This is a genomic window from Mycobacterium paraintracellulare (assembly GCF_000276825.1).
Taxonomy (GTDB): Bacteria; Actinomycetota; Actinomycetes; order Mycobacteriales; family Mycobacteriaceae; genus Mycobacterium; species Mycobacterium intracellulare.
This window is the reverse complement of sequence record NC_016948.1, coordinates 4,615,044-4,631,065: the sequence shown is the minus strand read 5'-3', so window position 1 is coordinate 4,631,065 and position 16,022 is coordinate 4,615,044. Positions and strand designations below refer to the sequence as shown.

The following is a 16,022-nucleotide window of genomic DNA, read 5'->3' as shown; positions in this document are numbered from 1 at the left end:
GAGAAGTCGCAATGCCCAAGCCCACCAAGGGCCCTCGCCTCGGCGGGTCGTCATCGCACCAGAAGGCCCTTCTGGCCAACCTGGCGACGTCGCTGTTCGAGCACGGCCGTATCAAGACGACCGAGCCCAAGGCGCGTGCGCTGCGGCCGTATGCGGAAAAGCTGATCACCCACGCGAAAAAGGGTGCGCTGCACAACCGTCGAGAGGTGCTGAAGAAGATCCGCGACAAGGACGTCGTGCACACCCTGTTCGAGGAGATCGGGCCGTTCTTCGCCGACCGCAACGGCGGCTACACCCGGATCATCAAGGTCGAGCCGCGCAAGGGCGACAACGCGCCCATGGCCGTGATCGAGTTGGTGCGGGAGAAGACGGTCACCTCCGAGGCCGATCGGGCCCGCCGGGTGAAGGCGTCCAAGAAGTCTGACGCTCCTGTCGCGGCAGCGGCGGCGCCTCAGGCCGCCGTCGAGCCTGAGGAAGCCGTCGGGCCGACGGCCGAGGAAGCCACCGCCGAGGCCGGGGAGACCAAGCCCGAGACCGAGGCCTCCGACGAGCCGACCAAGGCCCAGGCCGAAGCCGAAGACAAGGCCGACAAGGCCGTGGCCGCGAGGGCCGAAGCCGAGGCCGCCGAGAAGGCGAACGACGAGGCTGACGAGAGTTAGCGAGGACGTCCGTCTGCGGCTCGATATCGCCTACGACGGAACAGGTTTCGCAGGCTGGGCAACTCAGACCGGCCAGCGTACCGTGGCCGGGGTTCTCGACGAGGCGCTGACGACCATCTTCCGCACACCCGTGCGGCTGCGGGCGGCGGGACGCACCGATGCCGGAGTCCACGCCACCGGGCAGGTGGCCCATGTCGACGTGCCCGCGGCGGCCCTGCCGAACGCGTACTCGCGTGCACCGCACGTCGGTGAGGCGGAGTTTCTGCCGTTGCTGCGCCGGCTGGGCCGGTTCCTGCCGACCGACGTCCGGGTCGTCGACATCGTCCGCGCCCCTGCGGGTTTCGACGCCCGGTTCTCGGCGCTGCGGCGTCACTACGTGTACCGGCTGTCGACGGCGCCGTGGGGTGTGGATCCGCAGCAGGTCCGCTACGTCACCGCCTGGCCGCGCCCCCTGGACGTCGAGGCCATGGCCACCGCCTCGCCGGACCTGTTGGGATTGCACGACTTCGCCGCGTTCTGCCGTCACCGCGAGAACGCCACCACCATCCGCGACCTGCAGCGGCTGGAGTGGACGCGCGAGGGTGACCTGATCACCGCGCGGGTCAGCGCCGACGCGTTCTGCTGGTCGATGGTGCGCTCCCTGGTCGGGGCGCTGCTGGCCGTCGGCGAACACCGGCGTCCCGTCTCCTGGTGCCGCGAACTGCTCAGCGCCACAGCCCGATCCAGCGACTACGCGACCGCCCCGGCGCACGGGCTGACACTGGTCGGCGTCGACTACCCGCCCGACGACCAGCTGGCCGCGCGCAACCTCATCACCAGGGACGTGCGCTCGCGCTAGACCCTCGCCGCGGCGAAACTCGCGGCTTTGTTGGTCAATCCGGGCACGTAGCTCAAATGCGACGCCCACCGCAGGCCGCCCGAACAGATCGGGTCGCCCGGGTTGCACAGGTCGATGGTCTTGCCCTCGAAATTCGGGCTCAGCGCGCTCATCAGGTTTCCCGCCCGGCCGGACGGATTCCCGAAGAGAGCGACGGCGGCGACGTGATCGGCGGCCGCCGGCGGCAACGGCCTGCGAAACCCGAAGCCGGACACCGGTGCGGCCGTGACGATGTCGATGACGGCGGCCCCCTGCGAGTAGCCACCCAGCACCAGCTTGGTGTTGGGGCAGTTCACCGCCATGCGCTGGATGTGGCTGCTCGCGTCGTTGGCGCCGTCCGCGGCGGCCAGGAAGTCCTTGTCGGCGGGATAGTTCACGCCATATGCGCCAACGCTTTTACGGGTCTGCTCGCGCAACGAGTTGACGAACGCCCCGCCCACCTTCCCGACACCGGGCGCCTCATCCGTTCCCCGGGCAAACACCACTTCAACGCCGGGGCAGGACGCCGATGCACGGGGAACCAATTGCGGGGCAACCAATAACGCTGCCCCCGCGAGCAATCCGACGCCCAGCCCTAAAGGGATAAGCCTCACACAGAGATGTTAAGCGCGCGTTGATAACCCGCCGGTAACGATTTAGACGAGAGGTGCTTGCGGTACGGACGTGACCGGCCCGGGCGCGAGCGGCGCGGGCGCCGGGGCGGTGCCGGTGCCGCCGTGGATCGAGGGGCCCGACCCGGGCGGGGTCTGCCCGTACACCGGCGTCTGCTGGCCGTACCCGGGCTGGCCCGGAACCTGCGGGCCGGCGCCGGGGAACGACGGGCCGTACCCGGGCACCGACTGGCCGGCGCCGACGAGCCGGGACGCGACGAACGCCGCGGCCTGGGTGGTGTAGACGGGGACGTAGCCCTCGGTGTGCCCACTCCACTCGTTGCCGGGGCCCGCGTGGCAGATCGGGTCGTTGGGGTTGCACAGGTCGATGGCCTTGGAGCCCAGCAGCTTGCTCTGGCTGGGCAACGTGCCGCCGGCGCGGTCGGCCACGTCGCCGAAGGTGGCGACGGCCGCGATGTTGTCGGCGTACTGCGGCGGCAGCGAGTTGCCCCAGTTGATTCCGCCGATGGGCACGCCGGCCACGATGTCCATCACCGAGGCGCCCTGCGAGTAGCCGCCCAGCACGATCTTGGTGCTCGGGCACTTCTCCACGCTTTTCTTCACGCGGTCGATGGTGTCGTTGGCGCCGTCACCGCCGTGCAGCTGCAGCTTGCTGGCGGCGTAGTTCACGCCGTAGGGCAGGATGTTCAGCCCGCCCGTCTGCTGACGCAGCGAGTCCACGAAGGCATCGCCAACCCGGCCCAGGCCGGGGGGCTCGTTGGTGCCGCGGGCGAAGATGACCTCGACGTCCGGGCAGTCATCGGCGGAGGCGACCGGCGTCGCAGCCGGTGCGGCGAGGAGGCCGGCGGCGGTCACCAGGGCCGAAGCGCCCAGGCCGACGAGGCGAGCTGCACGGTGAGTTTTCACCGGGCAATTTTACCCAATTTCGGCCGGGGCGAAACTCCTGCGACCTGTGGATAAGCGCTCCGGCGGGGCCGTTCGGCGGCCTACCGTGGGCCCAGACGGATTTCGCAGGGTGGGGGGATCAGTGCCGCGTCAGCCGACCACGTGGCTGCGCGTCAGCGCTCACCGATACCTCGTGCGCCGCACCGAATGCGCGTTGCTGGGCGAGGCGATATACCCGACCGGTCCCCGGGCGCGGATGCCGTCGGCATCGCTGGCAGCCGGCTGTGTGGTCACGGTCCTCGCACTGGCGGGCTGTGCGCTGCTGGGTTTGCTGAGCCCGCACGTCGCGTTGGATCGGGCGCAGATCGTGATGTCCCGGGACTCGGGTGCGCTGTTCGTTCGAGTGGGCGATGTCTGGCATCCGGTGCCGAACCTGGCCTCCGCGCGGCTCATCGCGGGGAGCGCCGCCGATCCGCAGCCGATCCGCGAGGCCGACCTGGAGCGCGCCAAACGCGGCCCGCTGCTGGGCATCCCGGGTGCACCGCAATTCGTCGGCAGGCCCCTGCCCGCGCAGGAACTGGCCTTCTCGATGTGCGACAGCGATGACGCCAGCAGCACGACGGTCGTCGTCGGCCCCGTCGCCGACAACGGGGTCACCCGCATGCCCCCCGGGCAGGCCGTCCTTGCCGCGGTCTCCTCGGGTTCGCCGGCCTATCTGCTCTACGACGGGCACCGGGCCATTGTGGACCTGGAAGATGCGGCCGTCGTGCGGGCGCTCCGACTCGAGGGCCACGCGCCGCGGCTCGTCTCGCAAGCGTTGCTGAACGCCATGCCCGAGGCGCCGCCGATCTCGGCGCCCCGCATCCGCGGCCTCGGGGGCGCCGCGCCCGGGCTGCCGGGGTTTCGCGTCGGCAGTGTGCTTCGCGTCACACGCGCCGACGGTGACGAGTATTACGCGGTGCTGGCCGACGGCGTGCAGCGGATCGGCCAGGTCGCCGCCGACCTGATGCGCTTTGGCAGCTCCCAGGGCACGGTCAGTCCCATCACCGTCGCGCCCGCGGCGATCCGGGCCGCGCCCGTCGTCGCCGAGCTGCCCGTGGCCGGTTTCCCCGACCGGGCGCCGACGCTGCCGGAGGCCGCCGGCACGTTATGCGCCAGCTGGGCGGGCGGGCGAGCGGGGGTGGCTTTGCTGGCGGGGGGCCGGCTGCCCGTGCCGCCCGGTCAGGCGGCGGTGACGCTGGCGCAGGCGGATGGCCGGGGCCCCGCGCTGGATGCCGCGTACGTGCCGACCGGCCGCAGCGCCTACGTGCGGGCGGGCGACAAAGCCGGCACCCGCTACCTGATCGTCGACACCGGGGTGCGATTCGCCATCCCCGACGACGACGCCGCGCACGATCTCGGCCTCTCCGAGCCGACCCCGGCGCCCTGGCCGATCCTCACGCTCTTGCCGGCGGGACCGGAGCTGAGCAGACGCGGCGCGTCAATCGCCCGGGACGCGGTCGCGGGCTCCCCGTAACCGGCTTCTGACCGCTCCGGCGGCGAGCGCGACCGTCAGCGCGACGAGGCAAACCGCGGCGCCGCGCACCGCGGTGTCCCGGGCGCGGGTATCGCGCGATCGGGTCGTCGGCGGCGACACGGCGGCCGGCGCCGCGGCAGGCGGCGGCTTGGGAGTGGTGGCGGGCGGGCCCGTCCCGGTGCTGACCGCGGCGAGCGGATCGATGGTGCCGTTGCCGACGAGCGGATCCCACCCCGCGGGCGGATGATGCGCGGTCGACTCGATGCGCTGCATCACCTGCCGCGCGGTCAGCGCCGGGAAGCGGGCCCGGATGAGAGCGGCCAGACCGCTCACCACCGGGACGGCATAACTCGTGCCCGACACCGGATCCGGCGCGAGGGAGGCCACGGCCTCGCCGGGCGCGGCGACATCGACCCAAGGTCCGGCAAGGCTGAAACCCGAGGGAGCCCCTTCGGCGTTCACCGAACCGACGGTCAGCACGTAGTCGTCGTACCACGCGGGACTGACCGCGACCGTGATGGTCTGCCAGGTGGCGTCCGGTCGCTGCGGCGGGCACTGCGCGGCGCCGCCGGTATTCCCCGCCGCCGCAACCACGACGGCATTCTTGACGTCGACGGCGTAGGCCAGCGCGGCGCCCAGCGCGCGGTCGTCGAGCGCGGCGGCCACCGGAACGCACGCCACCGAGGAAATGTTGATCACCGACGCGCCCAGATCCGCTGCGGTCCGAACGGCTTTCGCCATGGTGTCGACGTCACCCACCCCTGAGCGGGACCGGTCGGTGGCGGGCGCGAACTTCGCGCTGGACTGCCGAATGCTGATCAACGTGGCCTCCGGAGCGATCCCGCTGAAGCCGTCCGACTTGGAATCCGCCGCGGCCGCAATGATTCCCGCGACCAGCGTGCCGTGCGCGTCGCAGTCCTGCGTGCCGTCGCCGGTCGACACGTAGTCACCCCCGGGCACCACGTCGGGCAGCCGGCGGTGCCGCGAGACCCCGGTGTCGATCACCGCGATCCGTTGTCCGGCGCCGCGGGTGAGGCGCCACACCTCCGAGAGATCGAACGCCCCGGGCGGCTGGTTACGGCCCGGCCTCGAGTCGCGCGTCAGCGCCGCGCAGACCTCGCGCTGCACGGTCGGCCGCGTCGGCGCGGGCAAGGCGGGCTGGGGCAGCCACTTGTCGTCGATGCCGGGTGGCGAAACCGCCTGCGCCGGCGGCGTTCCGAACGCGGCGAGCATCGTCAGCGCCGACACCGCGAACACGCGCCCAACGTGCGAGTTCCTCACGTGAGATGCAATCCCCGGACCGCGCCGTAGAGCCCGCTGATCCAGCAGGCCAGCGGGACCAGTGCCGACCACGCCAGCCACTCGAGCACTTCGACACATCGGAGCGCGACGGGCGAGGAGGGTGTCGCGGCAAACCCGAGGTACATCGCGGCGGCGGCCAGCGCCGTCGCCGCCGCGAGGAGCGGTCCGGGCATCTGCATGCGCAGTACCGTGACGCCGAAGGTCGTTGCCGCGATGAGGGTTCCGCCGATGGCAAAGCTCAGCAGCCCGGCGCCTGCGCCGGACCTGCAGCGCAGCAGGAACAGGGCGGCGGTGACGGTCCCGAACGCCATGCAGGACAGCCGCGGTGCGCCGGCGAGCACGGTGAGAGCGGCGCCGACGCCGGCCGACGACGACAGCCCCGCGCGCAGGCTCACCAACCACCGGTCGGCGCGGATCGCTTGCGCGGGCACCCGCGAGTCACTCGGGCCGGGGACAGCGAAGTCCGCCGTCGCAAATCGGGGCGACAACCCCGCCAGCGCAATGGACATGCGCGGCGCCGCCCCGAGCAGACCGAGCGACAGGACCGCGGATGCCGACGCGATGACATGCACAGGCGCGGCGGTGATCGCGCCCACCAGCGCCGCCGCGGCGACGGCCGCCGCGAAGCACGCCGCCGCCGTCAACGCGACGACGCCGCAGCCCGACAGCCGCATCGCCAGCACGGCGGTGACGGCCGCCGCCGCCGCGGCCAGCAACACGTTGGAAACGCTTGGGCCACCGGGCACCATCACAAACCCGGCCACCGCCGCGAAGACGATGGCGATCACGCTCAGCGCCAGCCCGGCGATCGGGTCTCGGTAGGCCCGGTGCGCGACCGCGGCAAGCCCGAGCGCGACGAGGGCGGCCGATCCCAAAGCGGCGCCCGTCATCCCTTCGTCTCGAGGGTGGCTGTCGCTGAAGGTGTTTCGGACCAAAGTCAGCCCGCCAACCGCCGTCAGGACGACGGCCGCAGTCGCTCCGCAGAGCCGGGTGACCCGCCGGGTTGCGGCACCGCCACGCAACCGAGCGGGCCCCTCCAGCGTGGCCGCCACCTCCCGCGCGATGTCGACGTAACGCGGCGCGGGTAACGGCACGGAGGGTGTGCTCAGCACCAAGACCGCGCCGTCGCCGATGCGGTTCTGCGCCAACGTCGTCGACGGGTTCAGCGCGGACGCGCCGGGGATCGACACCTGGTAGCGCACCGCCTCCTGGTCGGCGGGACGGACCCCGAGGGCGTCGATGAGCGACGGAATCAACACCGCGACAGGCACTCCGGCGGGCAGCACCAGATCGGCGACGGCGGTGCCCCAATGAACGCGGACCCGGCACAGCCCGGTATCGGATGCAGCCAACGGCGGTCCCTTCGGTCGGATCCTGGCGAACATAGCCGGGTTTCGACGTCCCGGCATCCGGCTGTCCACAGGTGACTTGTCGCCGTTTTCGGTGCTCCCTACCGTCGTCGAACTGGAGGCGATGCGATGACCGAGATGTTGGTGCCCGAGGCACAACAGGCGCCAATCGTGGTCGAGGCGCCACCGGACCTGCCGCCACCGGCGGGGCCCGGCCTACTGCCCCGCCTGCTGCCGGTGGCGATCTCCGTGGTGAGCATCGGCATCATGGCCGCCGCGTTCGCGTCGGGGACCGCCATGGCCCGCACCCCCGTGTTCCTGGCCTTCCCGCTGATGATGCTGGTCTCGGCCCTGGCGTCCGGGCTGACCGGCCGGGCCCACCGGCGCGGCGATGGCATCGATGCCGACCGCGGACGGTATCTCGACTACCTGAGTCGGCTCAGTCAATCCGTATCCGAGGTCGCTATGGCGCAGCGCGCGTGCGCCATTCGGCGTCATCCCCATCCCGACACACTGTGGACGTTGATCGGCGGCGCTCGGATGTGGCAGCGCGGACCGGGCGACGCGGACTTCTGCGTCGTGCGGCTGGGCACGGGACCTCAGCCGCTCGCCCGTCGTTTGGTGGCGCCGGAGCTCGCCGCCGAGGAGCTTCGCGATCCGGTCACCGACACGGCGTTGCGCCGGTTCCTCCACGCATATTCGACAGTCGTTGCGCCGGTACCGATCGACCTGCGGGACGGATCGCTGGTGACGATCGACGGCGACGCGAGGGCCGCGCGTGGCTTGCTACGCGCGATGATCTGCCAGCTCGCCGTGCAGCATGCGCCCGATCAGGTGCGGATCGCCGCCGCGGTCAGCGAGCCGCATCGCGCCCACTGGGAATGGCTGAAATGGTTGCCGCACAACCAACATCCCGGCGATTCCGACGCGGCCGGTCCGGTGCGGATGGTCTATTCGGATGCCGCGCAGGTGCAGGGCGCGCTCGCGGGCGTTGCGGCGACCCGGGTGGTGGTGGTCGCCGAGCTGGACGAGGGTCCCACCGCGCTCGGCGGCGCCACCACCATCGCGATCGGCGGCGGCAATGACGGTGCGCCGCTGACGATCCGGCGCTCCGGCGAGGCCGCGCCGGTTTCTTGCCCCGACCGGATGGAGCCCGTCGACGCGCTGGTGTGCGCCCTCCGGCTGGCCGGTCATCGGGGGAGAGCGGGGGGCGGTGATCCCGGTTGGCCCGGATTGGTCGGTCTGCGCGACGTGCATCGTTTCGACCCGGCGACGCTATGGCGCGGCCAGGCGCGCCGCGACCGCCTGCGCGTCCCCATCGGCACCACCATGCAGGGCGCACCGCTCGAGCTGGACATCAAAGAGCCGGCCGAGGGCGGGATGGGCCCGCATGGGCTCTGCATCGGTGCAACCGGGTCGGGAAAATCGGAGCTGTTGCGGACCATCGCGCTGGGCATGATGGTCCGTAACTCCCCGCTGACGCTCAACCTGTTGCTCATCGACTTCAAGGGCGGGGCAACCTTTCTCGACTATGCGCGAGCGCCACACGTGGCCGCCGTGATCACCAACCTGGCCGACGACGCGCCGCTGGTGAGCCGCATGCGCGACGCGCTGGCCGGCGAGATGAATCGTCGCCAGCAGCTGCTGCGCACGGCGGGCTGCGTCAGCGTCGAGGCCTACGAAGGCGCGCGCCGCAGCGGCGACCCGCCTGAGCCGCTGCCGGCCCTGCCGACGCTGTTCATAATCGTCGACGAGTTCTCCGAATTGCTCAGCCAGCAACCAGATTTCGCCGACACCTTCGTGGCGATCGGTCGTCTCGGCCGATCCCTGGGCATGCACCTGCTGCTGGCCAGCCAGCGCCTCGACGAGGGACGGCTACGCGGGCTCGAGGCCCACCTGTCGTACCGCCTGTGCCTGAAGACCCTGTCCGCCGCCGAATCCCGCACGGTGCTGGGCAATCTCGATGCGTACGAGCTGCCCGCCGCGCCCGGCGCCGGCTTCCTGCGGATCGGCGGCGGCGAACCGATTCGCTTCCAGGCCGCCTCGGTTTCGGGACCGCTGCGGACGGACGCTTCCCCGGATAAGGCCCCCGCCGCGGCGCGCTCGACCCAGGCGTTCACGACCCGCGTCACCGGCGCGGTCCGTCGCACCCACCGGGCGAACATGACTTCCCCGCCGGCCATCTACCATGCGGTCCTGGACCGGCTGCGCGGCCAGGGGCCGCCCGCGCACCGGGTTTGGCTGCCCCCGCTGGGGCCGGCGCCGCAGCTGCACACCCTGCTGCACAGCGCGGAGCCCACGCCGGCCGGCCTGACCGCCGTCCCCATCGGCCTTGTCGACCGCCCCTTCGAACAGCGCCGAACGCCACTGATGATCGACCTGTCCGGGGCCGCCGGCAACGCGGCGATCGTCGGGGGGCCCCAATCCGGCAAGTCGACGGCGCTGCGCACACTCATCACCGCCCTGGCGGCCACGCACGACGCGAGCCAGGTGCAGTTCTACTGCTTGGATTTCGGTGGCGGGACGCTGTCGTCGGTGCGGTCGTTGCCGCACGTCGGTGCGGTCCCCGGCAGGGCCGAGTCCCGACTCGTCGGGCGGATCGTCGCCGAATGCGAGTCGGTCGTGCGGCGGCGTGAAGCCATATTCGGTGAGCACGCGATCGGCTCGATCGCCGACTATCGCCGGCGGGCCGCAGCCGGCGTCGCCAACGATGATCCGTTCGGCGACGTCTTCCTCGTCATCGACGGCTGGGCAACCGTGCGCCAGGAATTCGAGGCGCTGGAGGCCTCGATCACCGCCCTTGCGACCCATGGGCTTTCGTTCGGTGTGCACGTGGTGTTGTCGGCGTCGCGCTGGGCCGACGTCAGGCCGTCGCTGCGGGATCAGCTCGGCACCCGCGTCGAGTTGCGGCTCGGCGATCCCGCCGACTCCGAACTGGACCGCAAGGCCGCCGCGCACGTCCCGCACGACAGCCCGGGACGGGGGCTGTCCCGGGACGGCCTGCACATGGTGGTCGCAAGGCCCGTAGCCGAGGTGCTCGCCGGTCACTCGGTTGCGCCGCCGATACCGCTCTTGCCCGATCACGTGGACCGCGAGACCTTGGTGCGCGGGTCGGGAGCCGAGCTTCGCGCCCAAGTGCTGCTCGGCCTGCGAGAGCGCGAACTGCGCCCGGCGGCAATAGATTTCGACGGTCAGCCGCATCTGGTGATCCTCGGCGACAGCGCGTGCGGGAAGACGGCGACGCTGCGTACCTTGTGCCGTGAGCTGGTCCGGACGAAGACCGCCGCGCAAGCACAGCTGTTGATCGTCGACTTCCGGCGCACGCTGCTCGGCGTTGTCGAGTCGGAGCATCTCCGCGGGTATGCGATGTCGCCGGCCGCGTTGGCCGCGCTGCTGCCCGACGTGCTCGCCCTGCTGAGCGCACGAATGCCGCCGCCCGACGCGAGCCAGGCCGAGTTGCGCAGCCGCTCGTGGTGGTCCGGGCCGCAGATCTACGTCGTGGTCGACGACTACGACCTGGTCGCCACGCCGACGGAAAATCCGCTGGGACCGATCGCCGAATTCCTGCCCTACGCACAAGATTTGGGATTGCACCTCGTCGTCGCCCGGCGCGGCGCCGGGGCGGAGCGCGCGATGTTCGAGCCGGTGCTCGCGGGTCTGCGTGACCTCGGTTGCATGTCGCTGATGATGAGCGGATCTCCCAGCGAGGGCGCGCCGTTCGGCCGCGCTCGGCCGGCGCAATTGCCGCCGGGCCGCGGCTTGCTGACCAACCGTACCGGCGACGAAGACCTCGTCCAGGTGGCTTGGAGCCCGCCGTGAGCGAACACCGTCCGATCATCGAGGCCGGGCCGGGCACTATCCGCCGGTTATGTTGTGGCACAGGACCGATCGACGAGGGCGAGACGGCCGACGTCATCCGGTCCGCCCTGGACGCGATAGACGACCGCGTCGCGCTGGTGGGGGAGCGGCCGGTAACCGTCGACGCGTTGTGGGAGGCCGCGCTGCGGGCGGCAACCTGCGGAACCGCCGACGGCATGGTCGTCGTGCACCCGTCCTGGTGGTCCTCCTCGCGCGTGGGCGTGGTGACCGCGGCCGCCGCGAGGGTGGCCGGCGCGGTGCGGACGCGCCCGCGATCATGGCTGCTGACGCGGGCGTCTCGCGCGGAACCGACGGTGGCGGTGGAAATCGCCGAGCGGCTGGTGGCGGTCACCGCGAGCGAGATCACCGCCGTACCGCGCAACGCCGATCCGCAATCCGTCGCCGAAGCCGTCGCGGATGTCATCGCCGGCGCGGCCCCCGCGGCGGTGGTGATCGACACGCCGAGCACGGTCGCCGGGGCGTCGCCGCTGGCGGCGTCGATCATCCACGGGCTACGCGGGAGCGGGCCGTCGGCACCAAGTGTGCTGGAAATCAACCATATTCGCTTCACCCGGCTTGCGCGGGCGTCCTTCCCGGTGCGCCCGCTGCCGTCGGGGGCGCGTCCCACCGCCCGCCCGTCGCGGGTGCGGGCCCTGGGCACACTGGGGGCCGCCGCCATCGTCGTCGCCGCGGCGGCGCCGGCTGCGATGGCGCCGGACCGGCGTGGCGTAGTGCCCCCGACGCGAGTAGAGGCCACGCCCACGACGTTTTTGGTGGAAGGCCGGGTGGCGCTGTCGGTCCCGGCGACATGGCCGGCGCGACGGGTGGTCACCGGGCCGGGCTCGGCGCGGGTCCAGGTCACGTCTCCGGCCGATCCCGAGGTCGCGCTGCACATCACCCAGTCGCCGGTGGCCGGCGAGACGCTCAGCGGCACCGCCGAACGGTTGAAACGCGCGATCGACGTCGAGCCCGCCGGGCTGTTCGTCGACTTCAACCCGTCCGGTACCAGCGCGGGCCGGTCGGCGGTGACCTACCGCGAGGTGCGCCCGGGTCATGAGGTGCGCTGGACGGTGCTGCTCGACGGCCCCCTGCGGATCAGCGTCGGATGCCAGAGCAGACCCGGCGACGAGGGCGGGGTCCGCGATGCGTGCGAGCAGGCGGTCAGATCCGCCCACGCGATCGGATGACAATTCGTGGAACCGAACGACCCCCGTCACGGTCGTAATAGGTATGGCTGCACCAAACCCACTGAGCGCCGACGTCGACCTGATGCGGTCGGTGGCGGGCACCACCGACGCGCGCAACGAGGAAATCAGGGCAATGTTGCAGGCGTTCATCGGCCGGATGAGCGGCGTGCCGCCGTCGGCGTGGGGCGGGCCGGCGGCCACGCGCTTCAAAGACGTGATCGATCGCTGGAACGCCGAGTCGGTGCGGCTCTACCACGCCCTACACACCATCGCCGACACCATTCGGCAGAACGCGGCCACCCTGCAGGAGGCCGGCCAAAGCCACGCCGACCGCATCGCCGCCGCCGGCGGAAACCTGTGAGGAGGAAAGATCCCGTGGATTCGGTGTTGTCCTACAACTTCGGTGAAATCGAATACTCGGTGCGCCAGGAAATTCACTCGACATCGGCCCGCTTCAATGCCGCGCTCGACGAGCTGAGAGCACACATCGCGCCCTTGCAGCAGCTCTGGACCAGCGAAGCGGCCGCCGCCTACCAGGCCGAGCAGCTGAAATGGCACCAGTCGGCGACCGCGCTCAACGAGATGCTGGCCGCGCTCGGAAACGCGGTCCGCGACGGCGCGGACGAGGTGGCCAACGCCGACCGCCGCGCCGCCGGGGTGTGGGCGCGGTAGCGGCCGACGAGACACCCGCGGTCTGGCCGCGCGTGAGACTGTGTGGTCCTGACGGGGGAGAGCCGTCGGGGCCACACAGTCATTTTGACCTGCGGGGATGGCGGTCGGTAAGCTGCTCCGTTGGCGTGCGGTACGCCAGGGCCTCGGGTCAACGTCGGTCGCCGAGACCAAGCCCTTACCGCGGACGCCTGACCGGCACCCGGTCACACCGGGATCCACAGCCTCGGAACAGAGGCTCGCAGAGAAAGAGTGGTAAGCGCTGTGCCTACGTACACGCCAAAGGCGGGTGACACCACGAGGTCGTGGCACGTCATCGACGCCACGGACGTGGTGCTTGGCCGCCTTGCCGTCGCGGCAGCCAACCTGCTGCGCGGCAAGCACAAGCCGACGTTCACCCCCAACGTCGACGGCGGTGACTTCGTCATCGTCATCAACGCCGACAAGGTCGCCTTCAGCGGCCAGAAGCTGGACAAGAAGCTGGCGTACCGCCACTCGGGGTACCCCGGCGGTCTGAGCAGCCGCACCATCCGCGAGCTGATGGCCAAGCACCCCGACCGCGTCGTGGAGGACGCGATCGTCGGCATGCTGCCCAAGAACAAGCTCGCCCGGCAGATCGCGCGCAAGCTGCACGTCTACGCCGGCCCGACGCACCCCCACGTCGCACAGCAGCCCGTTCCGTACGAGATCAAGCAGGTGGCCCAGTGACCGAAACGACCGAGGGCCTGGAGAACCCAGAGAACCCGGACAACCCAGAGACCGCAGAGGAAACAGTGGCCGCCGCCGAGGTGACCGAAGCCCCGGTCGAGGCCTCGGAGCCCGCCGACGTCGCCGCGCCCGCCGAGCCCTACGTGTTCGAACGGCCCATCCAGACCGTCGGCCGCCGCAAGGAGGCCGTGGTGCGGGTGCGCCTGGTGCCCGGCACCGGCCAATTCAACCTGAACGGCCGCACCCTGGAGGGCTACTTCCCCAACAAGGTGCACCAGCAGCTCATCAAGGCCCCGCTCGTCACCGTGGACCGGGTGGAGAGCTTCGACGTCTACGCCCACCTGCACGGCGGCGGCCCCTCGGGGCAGGCCGGCGCGCTGCGCCTGGGCATCGCGCGGGCGCTCATCGTGGCCTCGCCGGACGACCGTCCCGCGCTGAAGAAGGCCGGGTTCCTCACCCGTGACCCGCGCGCCACCGAGCGCAAGAAGTACGGCCTGAAGAAGGCCCGCAAGGCGCCTCAGTACAGCAAGCGCTGATCAGCCGTCGCTTTCCGGCCACAACTTGGCATCGCGGTGCACAAGTTGTGGCCGGTTGCGGCGTGTCTGCGCCCACCCGCGCCTGGTTTCGGCCACAAAGGAACGGGCACGTTAGGTGCTAGCCCGACAACTGTGAGAGGTTTGTTCGCATGGGTCGACTATTCGGCACCGACGGTGTCCGTGGGGTCGCCAACCGCGAGTTGACCGCCGAGCTGGCGCTGGCGCTGGGTTCCGCGGCGGCGCGGCGTCTGGCGAGCGCGTCGGCGCCGGGCCGCCGCGTCGCGGTGATCGGCCGCGATCCGCGGGCCAGCGGCGAGATGCTGGAGGCCGCGGTGATCGCCGGGCTGACCAGCCAGGGCGTCGACGCGCTGCGGGTGGGGGTGCTGCCCACCCCCGCGGTGGCCTACCTGACCGGCGCCTACGACGCCGATTTCGGGGTGATGATCTCCGCCTCCCACAACCCGATGCCCGACAACGGCATCAAGATCTTCGGGCCCGGCGGCCGCAAGCTCGACGACGGCACCGAGGACCAGATCGAAGCCCTCGTCGGGGATCCGGGGCCGCGCCCGGTCGGAACCGGCATCGGGCGGGTCGTCGACGCCGAGGACGCGGCCGACCGCTACCTGCGTCACCTGAGCAAGGCCAGCACGCTGCGCCTCGACGGGTTGACCGTGGTGGTGGACTGCGCCCACGGCGCGGCCTCGGCGGTGGGCCCGCGCGCGTACCGCGCGGCCGGCGCGAGGGTGATCGCGATCAACGCCGAGCCCAACGGGCTCAACATCAACGACAACTGCGGCTCCACGCACCTGGATTCGCTGCGCGCGGCGGTCGTCGTGCACCGCGCCGACCTGGGCCTGGCGCACGACGGGGACGCCGACCGGTGCCTGGCCATCGACGCCGACGGCAACCTCGTCGACGGCGACCACATCATGGTGGTGCTCGCGCTGGCCATGCACGAGGCCGGCGAACTGTCCTCGCGGACGCTGGTGACCACCGTGATGAGCAACCTGGGGTTGCATCTGGCCATGCGTTCGGCCGGAATCACGGTGCGCACCACCGGCGTCGGCGATCGCTACGTCGTGGAGGAACTGCGGGCCGGCGACTACAGCCTGGGCGGCGAGCAGTCCGGGCACATCGTGATGCCCGCGCTGGGCTCGACCGGCGACGGCATCGTCACCGGGCTGCGGCTGATGAACCGGATGGCGCAGACCGGCTCGTCGCTGGCGCATTTGGCCTCGGCCATGCAGACGCTGCCGCAGGTGTTGATCAACGTCACGGTGGCCGACAAGACCACGGCCGCCGCCGCGCCGTCGGTGCAGTCCGCGGTCGGGCAGGCCGAGGCCGAGCTGGGCGACACCGGTCGAATCCTGTTGCGCCCGTCGGGAACTGAGCCCATGATCCGCGTGATGGTGGAGGCCCCCGAAAAGGAGATCGCTGCGCGGATCGCCACCCGGGTCGCCGAAGCGGTCAGCGCCGCGCACTGATCCCGCAGCGCCGGGAACCCCGACCCGCCTACCGGCGTCGGATTAGGCATGAAATTCGTTGGGGGAACACGGCCTGTCGCCGCCGCCCGCGCCCAGATCGACGCGTCGGCCACGCACCGGGTCGCTAACCAATTCGCCATGGCCGCGGAATTTCTCGACCGCGCGGTCAGCGATCACCTGGCCAGGCTGGCCTTCGGCGGGGCCTGCGCCGGGCGGGCGCACGCCGCGCGCGGCGACGCGCTTCGCGTCGAGTTGGGGCGCCTGACGCAGCAGGTGACGCAGTGGTCGCGCGCGTCCAGCGAGATCGCCGCCGCCCTGCGGTCCAGCGCGCAGCGCTACGCCGACGCCGAACTGTATGCCGCGGCGCGGATCGCGTAGCTC

General features: G+C 71.4%; 15 protein-coding genes. 11 read left to right on the top strand and 4 right to left on the bottom strand.

The window, feature by feature from the left end; translation table 11 throughout:
- The first annotated feature begins 11 nt into the window (after positions 1-11).
- Together rplQ and truA are read left to right on the top strand one after the other, a co-directional pair.
- Entirely contained in the window at positions 12-659 is a 648-nt protein-coding gene (rplQ, locus tag OCQ_RS21445) for a 50S ribosomal protein L17 (RefSeq protein ID WP_014385775.1), read from the top strand.
- The gene (gene truA, locus OCQ_RS21440; RefSeq protein WP_080588042.1) at positions 646-1,497 is read left to right on the top strand and encodes a tRNA pseudouridine(38-40) synthase TruA; all 852 of its coding nucleotides are present in this window, start codon (positions 646-648) and stop codon (positions 1,495-1,497) included. Before rplQ ends, truA begins: the two co-directional genes overlap by 14 nt.
- Here truA and OCQ_RS21435 read toward each other — a convergent pair.
- Both OCQ_RS21435 and OCQ_RS21430 read right to left on the bottom strand, forming a co-directional pair.
- Positions 1,494-2,129, bottom strand: a complete 636-nt coding sequence (locus tag OCQ_RS21435; protein WP_026071200.1) for a cutinase family protein — start codon at positions 2,127-2,129, stop codon at positions 1,494-1,496. The two genes, truA and OCQ_RS21435, sit on opposite strands and share 4 nt — an antisense overlap.
- A gap of 42 nt (positions 2,130-2,171) precedes the next feature.
- A complete protein-coding gene (locus tag OCQ_RS21430) occupies positions 2,172-3,053 on the bottom strand; it encodes a cutinase family protein (protein WP_014385773.1) in 882 nt (293 codons plus the stop codon).
- A gap of 121 nt (positions 3,054-3,174) precedes the next feature.
- On the opposite strand from OCQ_RS21430, the gene eccB reads away from it, so the two are divergent.
- Entirely contained in the window at positions 3,175-4,548 is a 1,374-nt protein-coding gene (gene eccB, locus OCQ_RS21425; protein WP_014385772.1) for a type VII secretion protein EccB, read from the top strand.
- Here eccB and mycP read toward each other — a convergent pair.
- Both mycP and eccD read right to left on the bottom strand, forming a co-directional pair.
- Positions 4,513-5,829, bottom strand: coding sequence for a type VII secretion-associated serine protease mycosin (gene mycP / locus OCQ_RS21420; RefSeq protein WP_407558108.1), 1,317 nt, complete (start codon positions 5,827-5,829; stop codon positions 4,513-4,515). The genes eccB and mycP overlap by 36 nt on opposite strands.
- Positions 5,826-7,235, bottom strand: coding sequence for a type VII secretion integral membrane protein EccD (gene eccD / locus OCQ_RS21415; RefSeq protein WP_014385770.1), 1,410 nt, complete (start codon positions 7,233-7,235; stop codon positions 5,826-5,828). The genes mycP and eccD overlap by 4 nt, the downstream gene beginning before the upstream one ends.
- Positions 7,236-7,328: 93 nt before the next feature.
- On the opposite strand from eccD, the gene eccCb reads away from it, so the two are divergent.
- From eccCb to OCQ_RS21375, 8 genes are all read left to right on the top strand, one after another.
- Positions 7,329-11,018: a type VII secretion protein EccCb gene (gene eccCb / locus OCQ_RS21410; RefSeq protein ID WP_014385769.1), complete on the top strand. Its 3,690-nt coding sequence runs from the start codon at positions 7,329-7,331 to the stop codon at positions 11,016-11,018.
- Positions 11,015-12,244: a type VII secretion-associated protein gene (locus OCQ_RS21405; RefSeq protein WP_014385768.1), complete on the top strand. Its 1,230-nt coding sequence runs from the start codon at positions 11,015-11,017 to the stop codon at positions 12,242-12,244. Before eccCb ends, OCQ_RS21405 begins: the two co-directional genes overlap by 4 nt.
- 43 nt (positions 12,245-12,287) lie before the next feature.
- Positions 12,288-12,605 carry a WXG100 family type VII secretion target gene (locus OCQ_RS21400; protein WP_014383255.1) on the top strand — a complete coding sequence of 106 codons (318 nt, stop codon included), beginning with the start codon at positions 12,288-12,290 and terminating at the stop codon, positions 12,603-12,605.
- Between the two features lie 14 nt (positions 12,606-12,619).
- Positions 12,620-12,916 carry a WXG100 family type VII secretion target gene (locus OCQ_RS21395; RefSeq protein ID WP_008260232.1) on the top strand — a complete coding sequence of 99 codons (297 nt, stop codon included), beginning with the start codon at positions 12,620-12,622 and terminating at the stop codon, positions 12,914-12,916.
- Between the two features lie 261 nt (positions 12,917-13,177).
- Positions 13,178-13,621, top strand: coding sequence for a 50S ribosomal protein L13 (rplM, locus tag OCQ_RS21390; protein WP_008260230.1), 444 nt, complete (start codon positions 13,178-13,180; stop codon positions 13,619-13,621).
- 80 nt (positions 13,622-13,701) lie between these two features.
- Entirely contained in the window at positions 13,702-14,157 is a 456-nt protein-coding gene (gene rpsI, locus OCQ_RS21385; RefSeq protein WP_026071202.1) for a 30S ribosomal protein S9, read from the top strand.
- 149 nt (positions 14,158-14,306) lie between these two features.
- Positions 14,307-15,641, top strand: a complete 1,335-nt coding sequence (gene glmM / locus OCQ_RS21380; protein ID WP_014385767.1) for a phosphoglucosamine mutase — start codon at positions 14,307-14,309, stop codon at positions 15,639-15,641.
- Between the two features lie 48 nt (positions 15,642-15,689).
- Complete coding sequence (locus OCQ_RS21375; RefSeq protein ID WP_014385766.1) at positions 15,690-16,019, top strand: hypothetical protein; 330 nt, start codon at positions 15,690-15,692, stop codon at positions 16,017-16,019.
- Positions 16,020-16,022 lie beyond the last annotated feature (3 nt).

Coding starts and splice junctions, on each gene's coding strand:
- rplQ (WP_014385775.1), top strand. CDS start 12: ATGCCCAAGCCCACCAAGGGCCCTCGCCTCGGCGGGTCGTCATCGCAC.
- eccD (WP_014385770.1), bottom strand. CDS start 7,235: ATGTTCGCCAGGATCCGACCGAAGGGACCGCCGTTGGCTGCATCCGAT.
- eccCb (WP_014385769.1), top strand. CDS start 7,329: ATGACCGAGATGTTGGTGCCCGAGGCACAACAGGCGCCAATCGTGGTC.
- OCQ_RS21400 (WP_014383255.1), top strand. CDS start 12,288: ATGGCTGCACCAAACCCACTGAGCGCCGACGTCGACCTGATGCGGTCG.
- glmM (WP_014385767.1), top strand. CDS start 14,307: ATGGGTCGACTATTCGGCACCGACGGTGTCCGTGGGGTCGCCAACCGC.
- OCQ_RS21375 (WP_014385766.1), top strand. CDS start 15,690: ATGAAATTCGTTGGGGGAACACGGCCTGTCGCCGCCGCCCGCGCCCAG.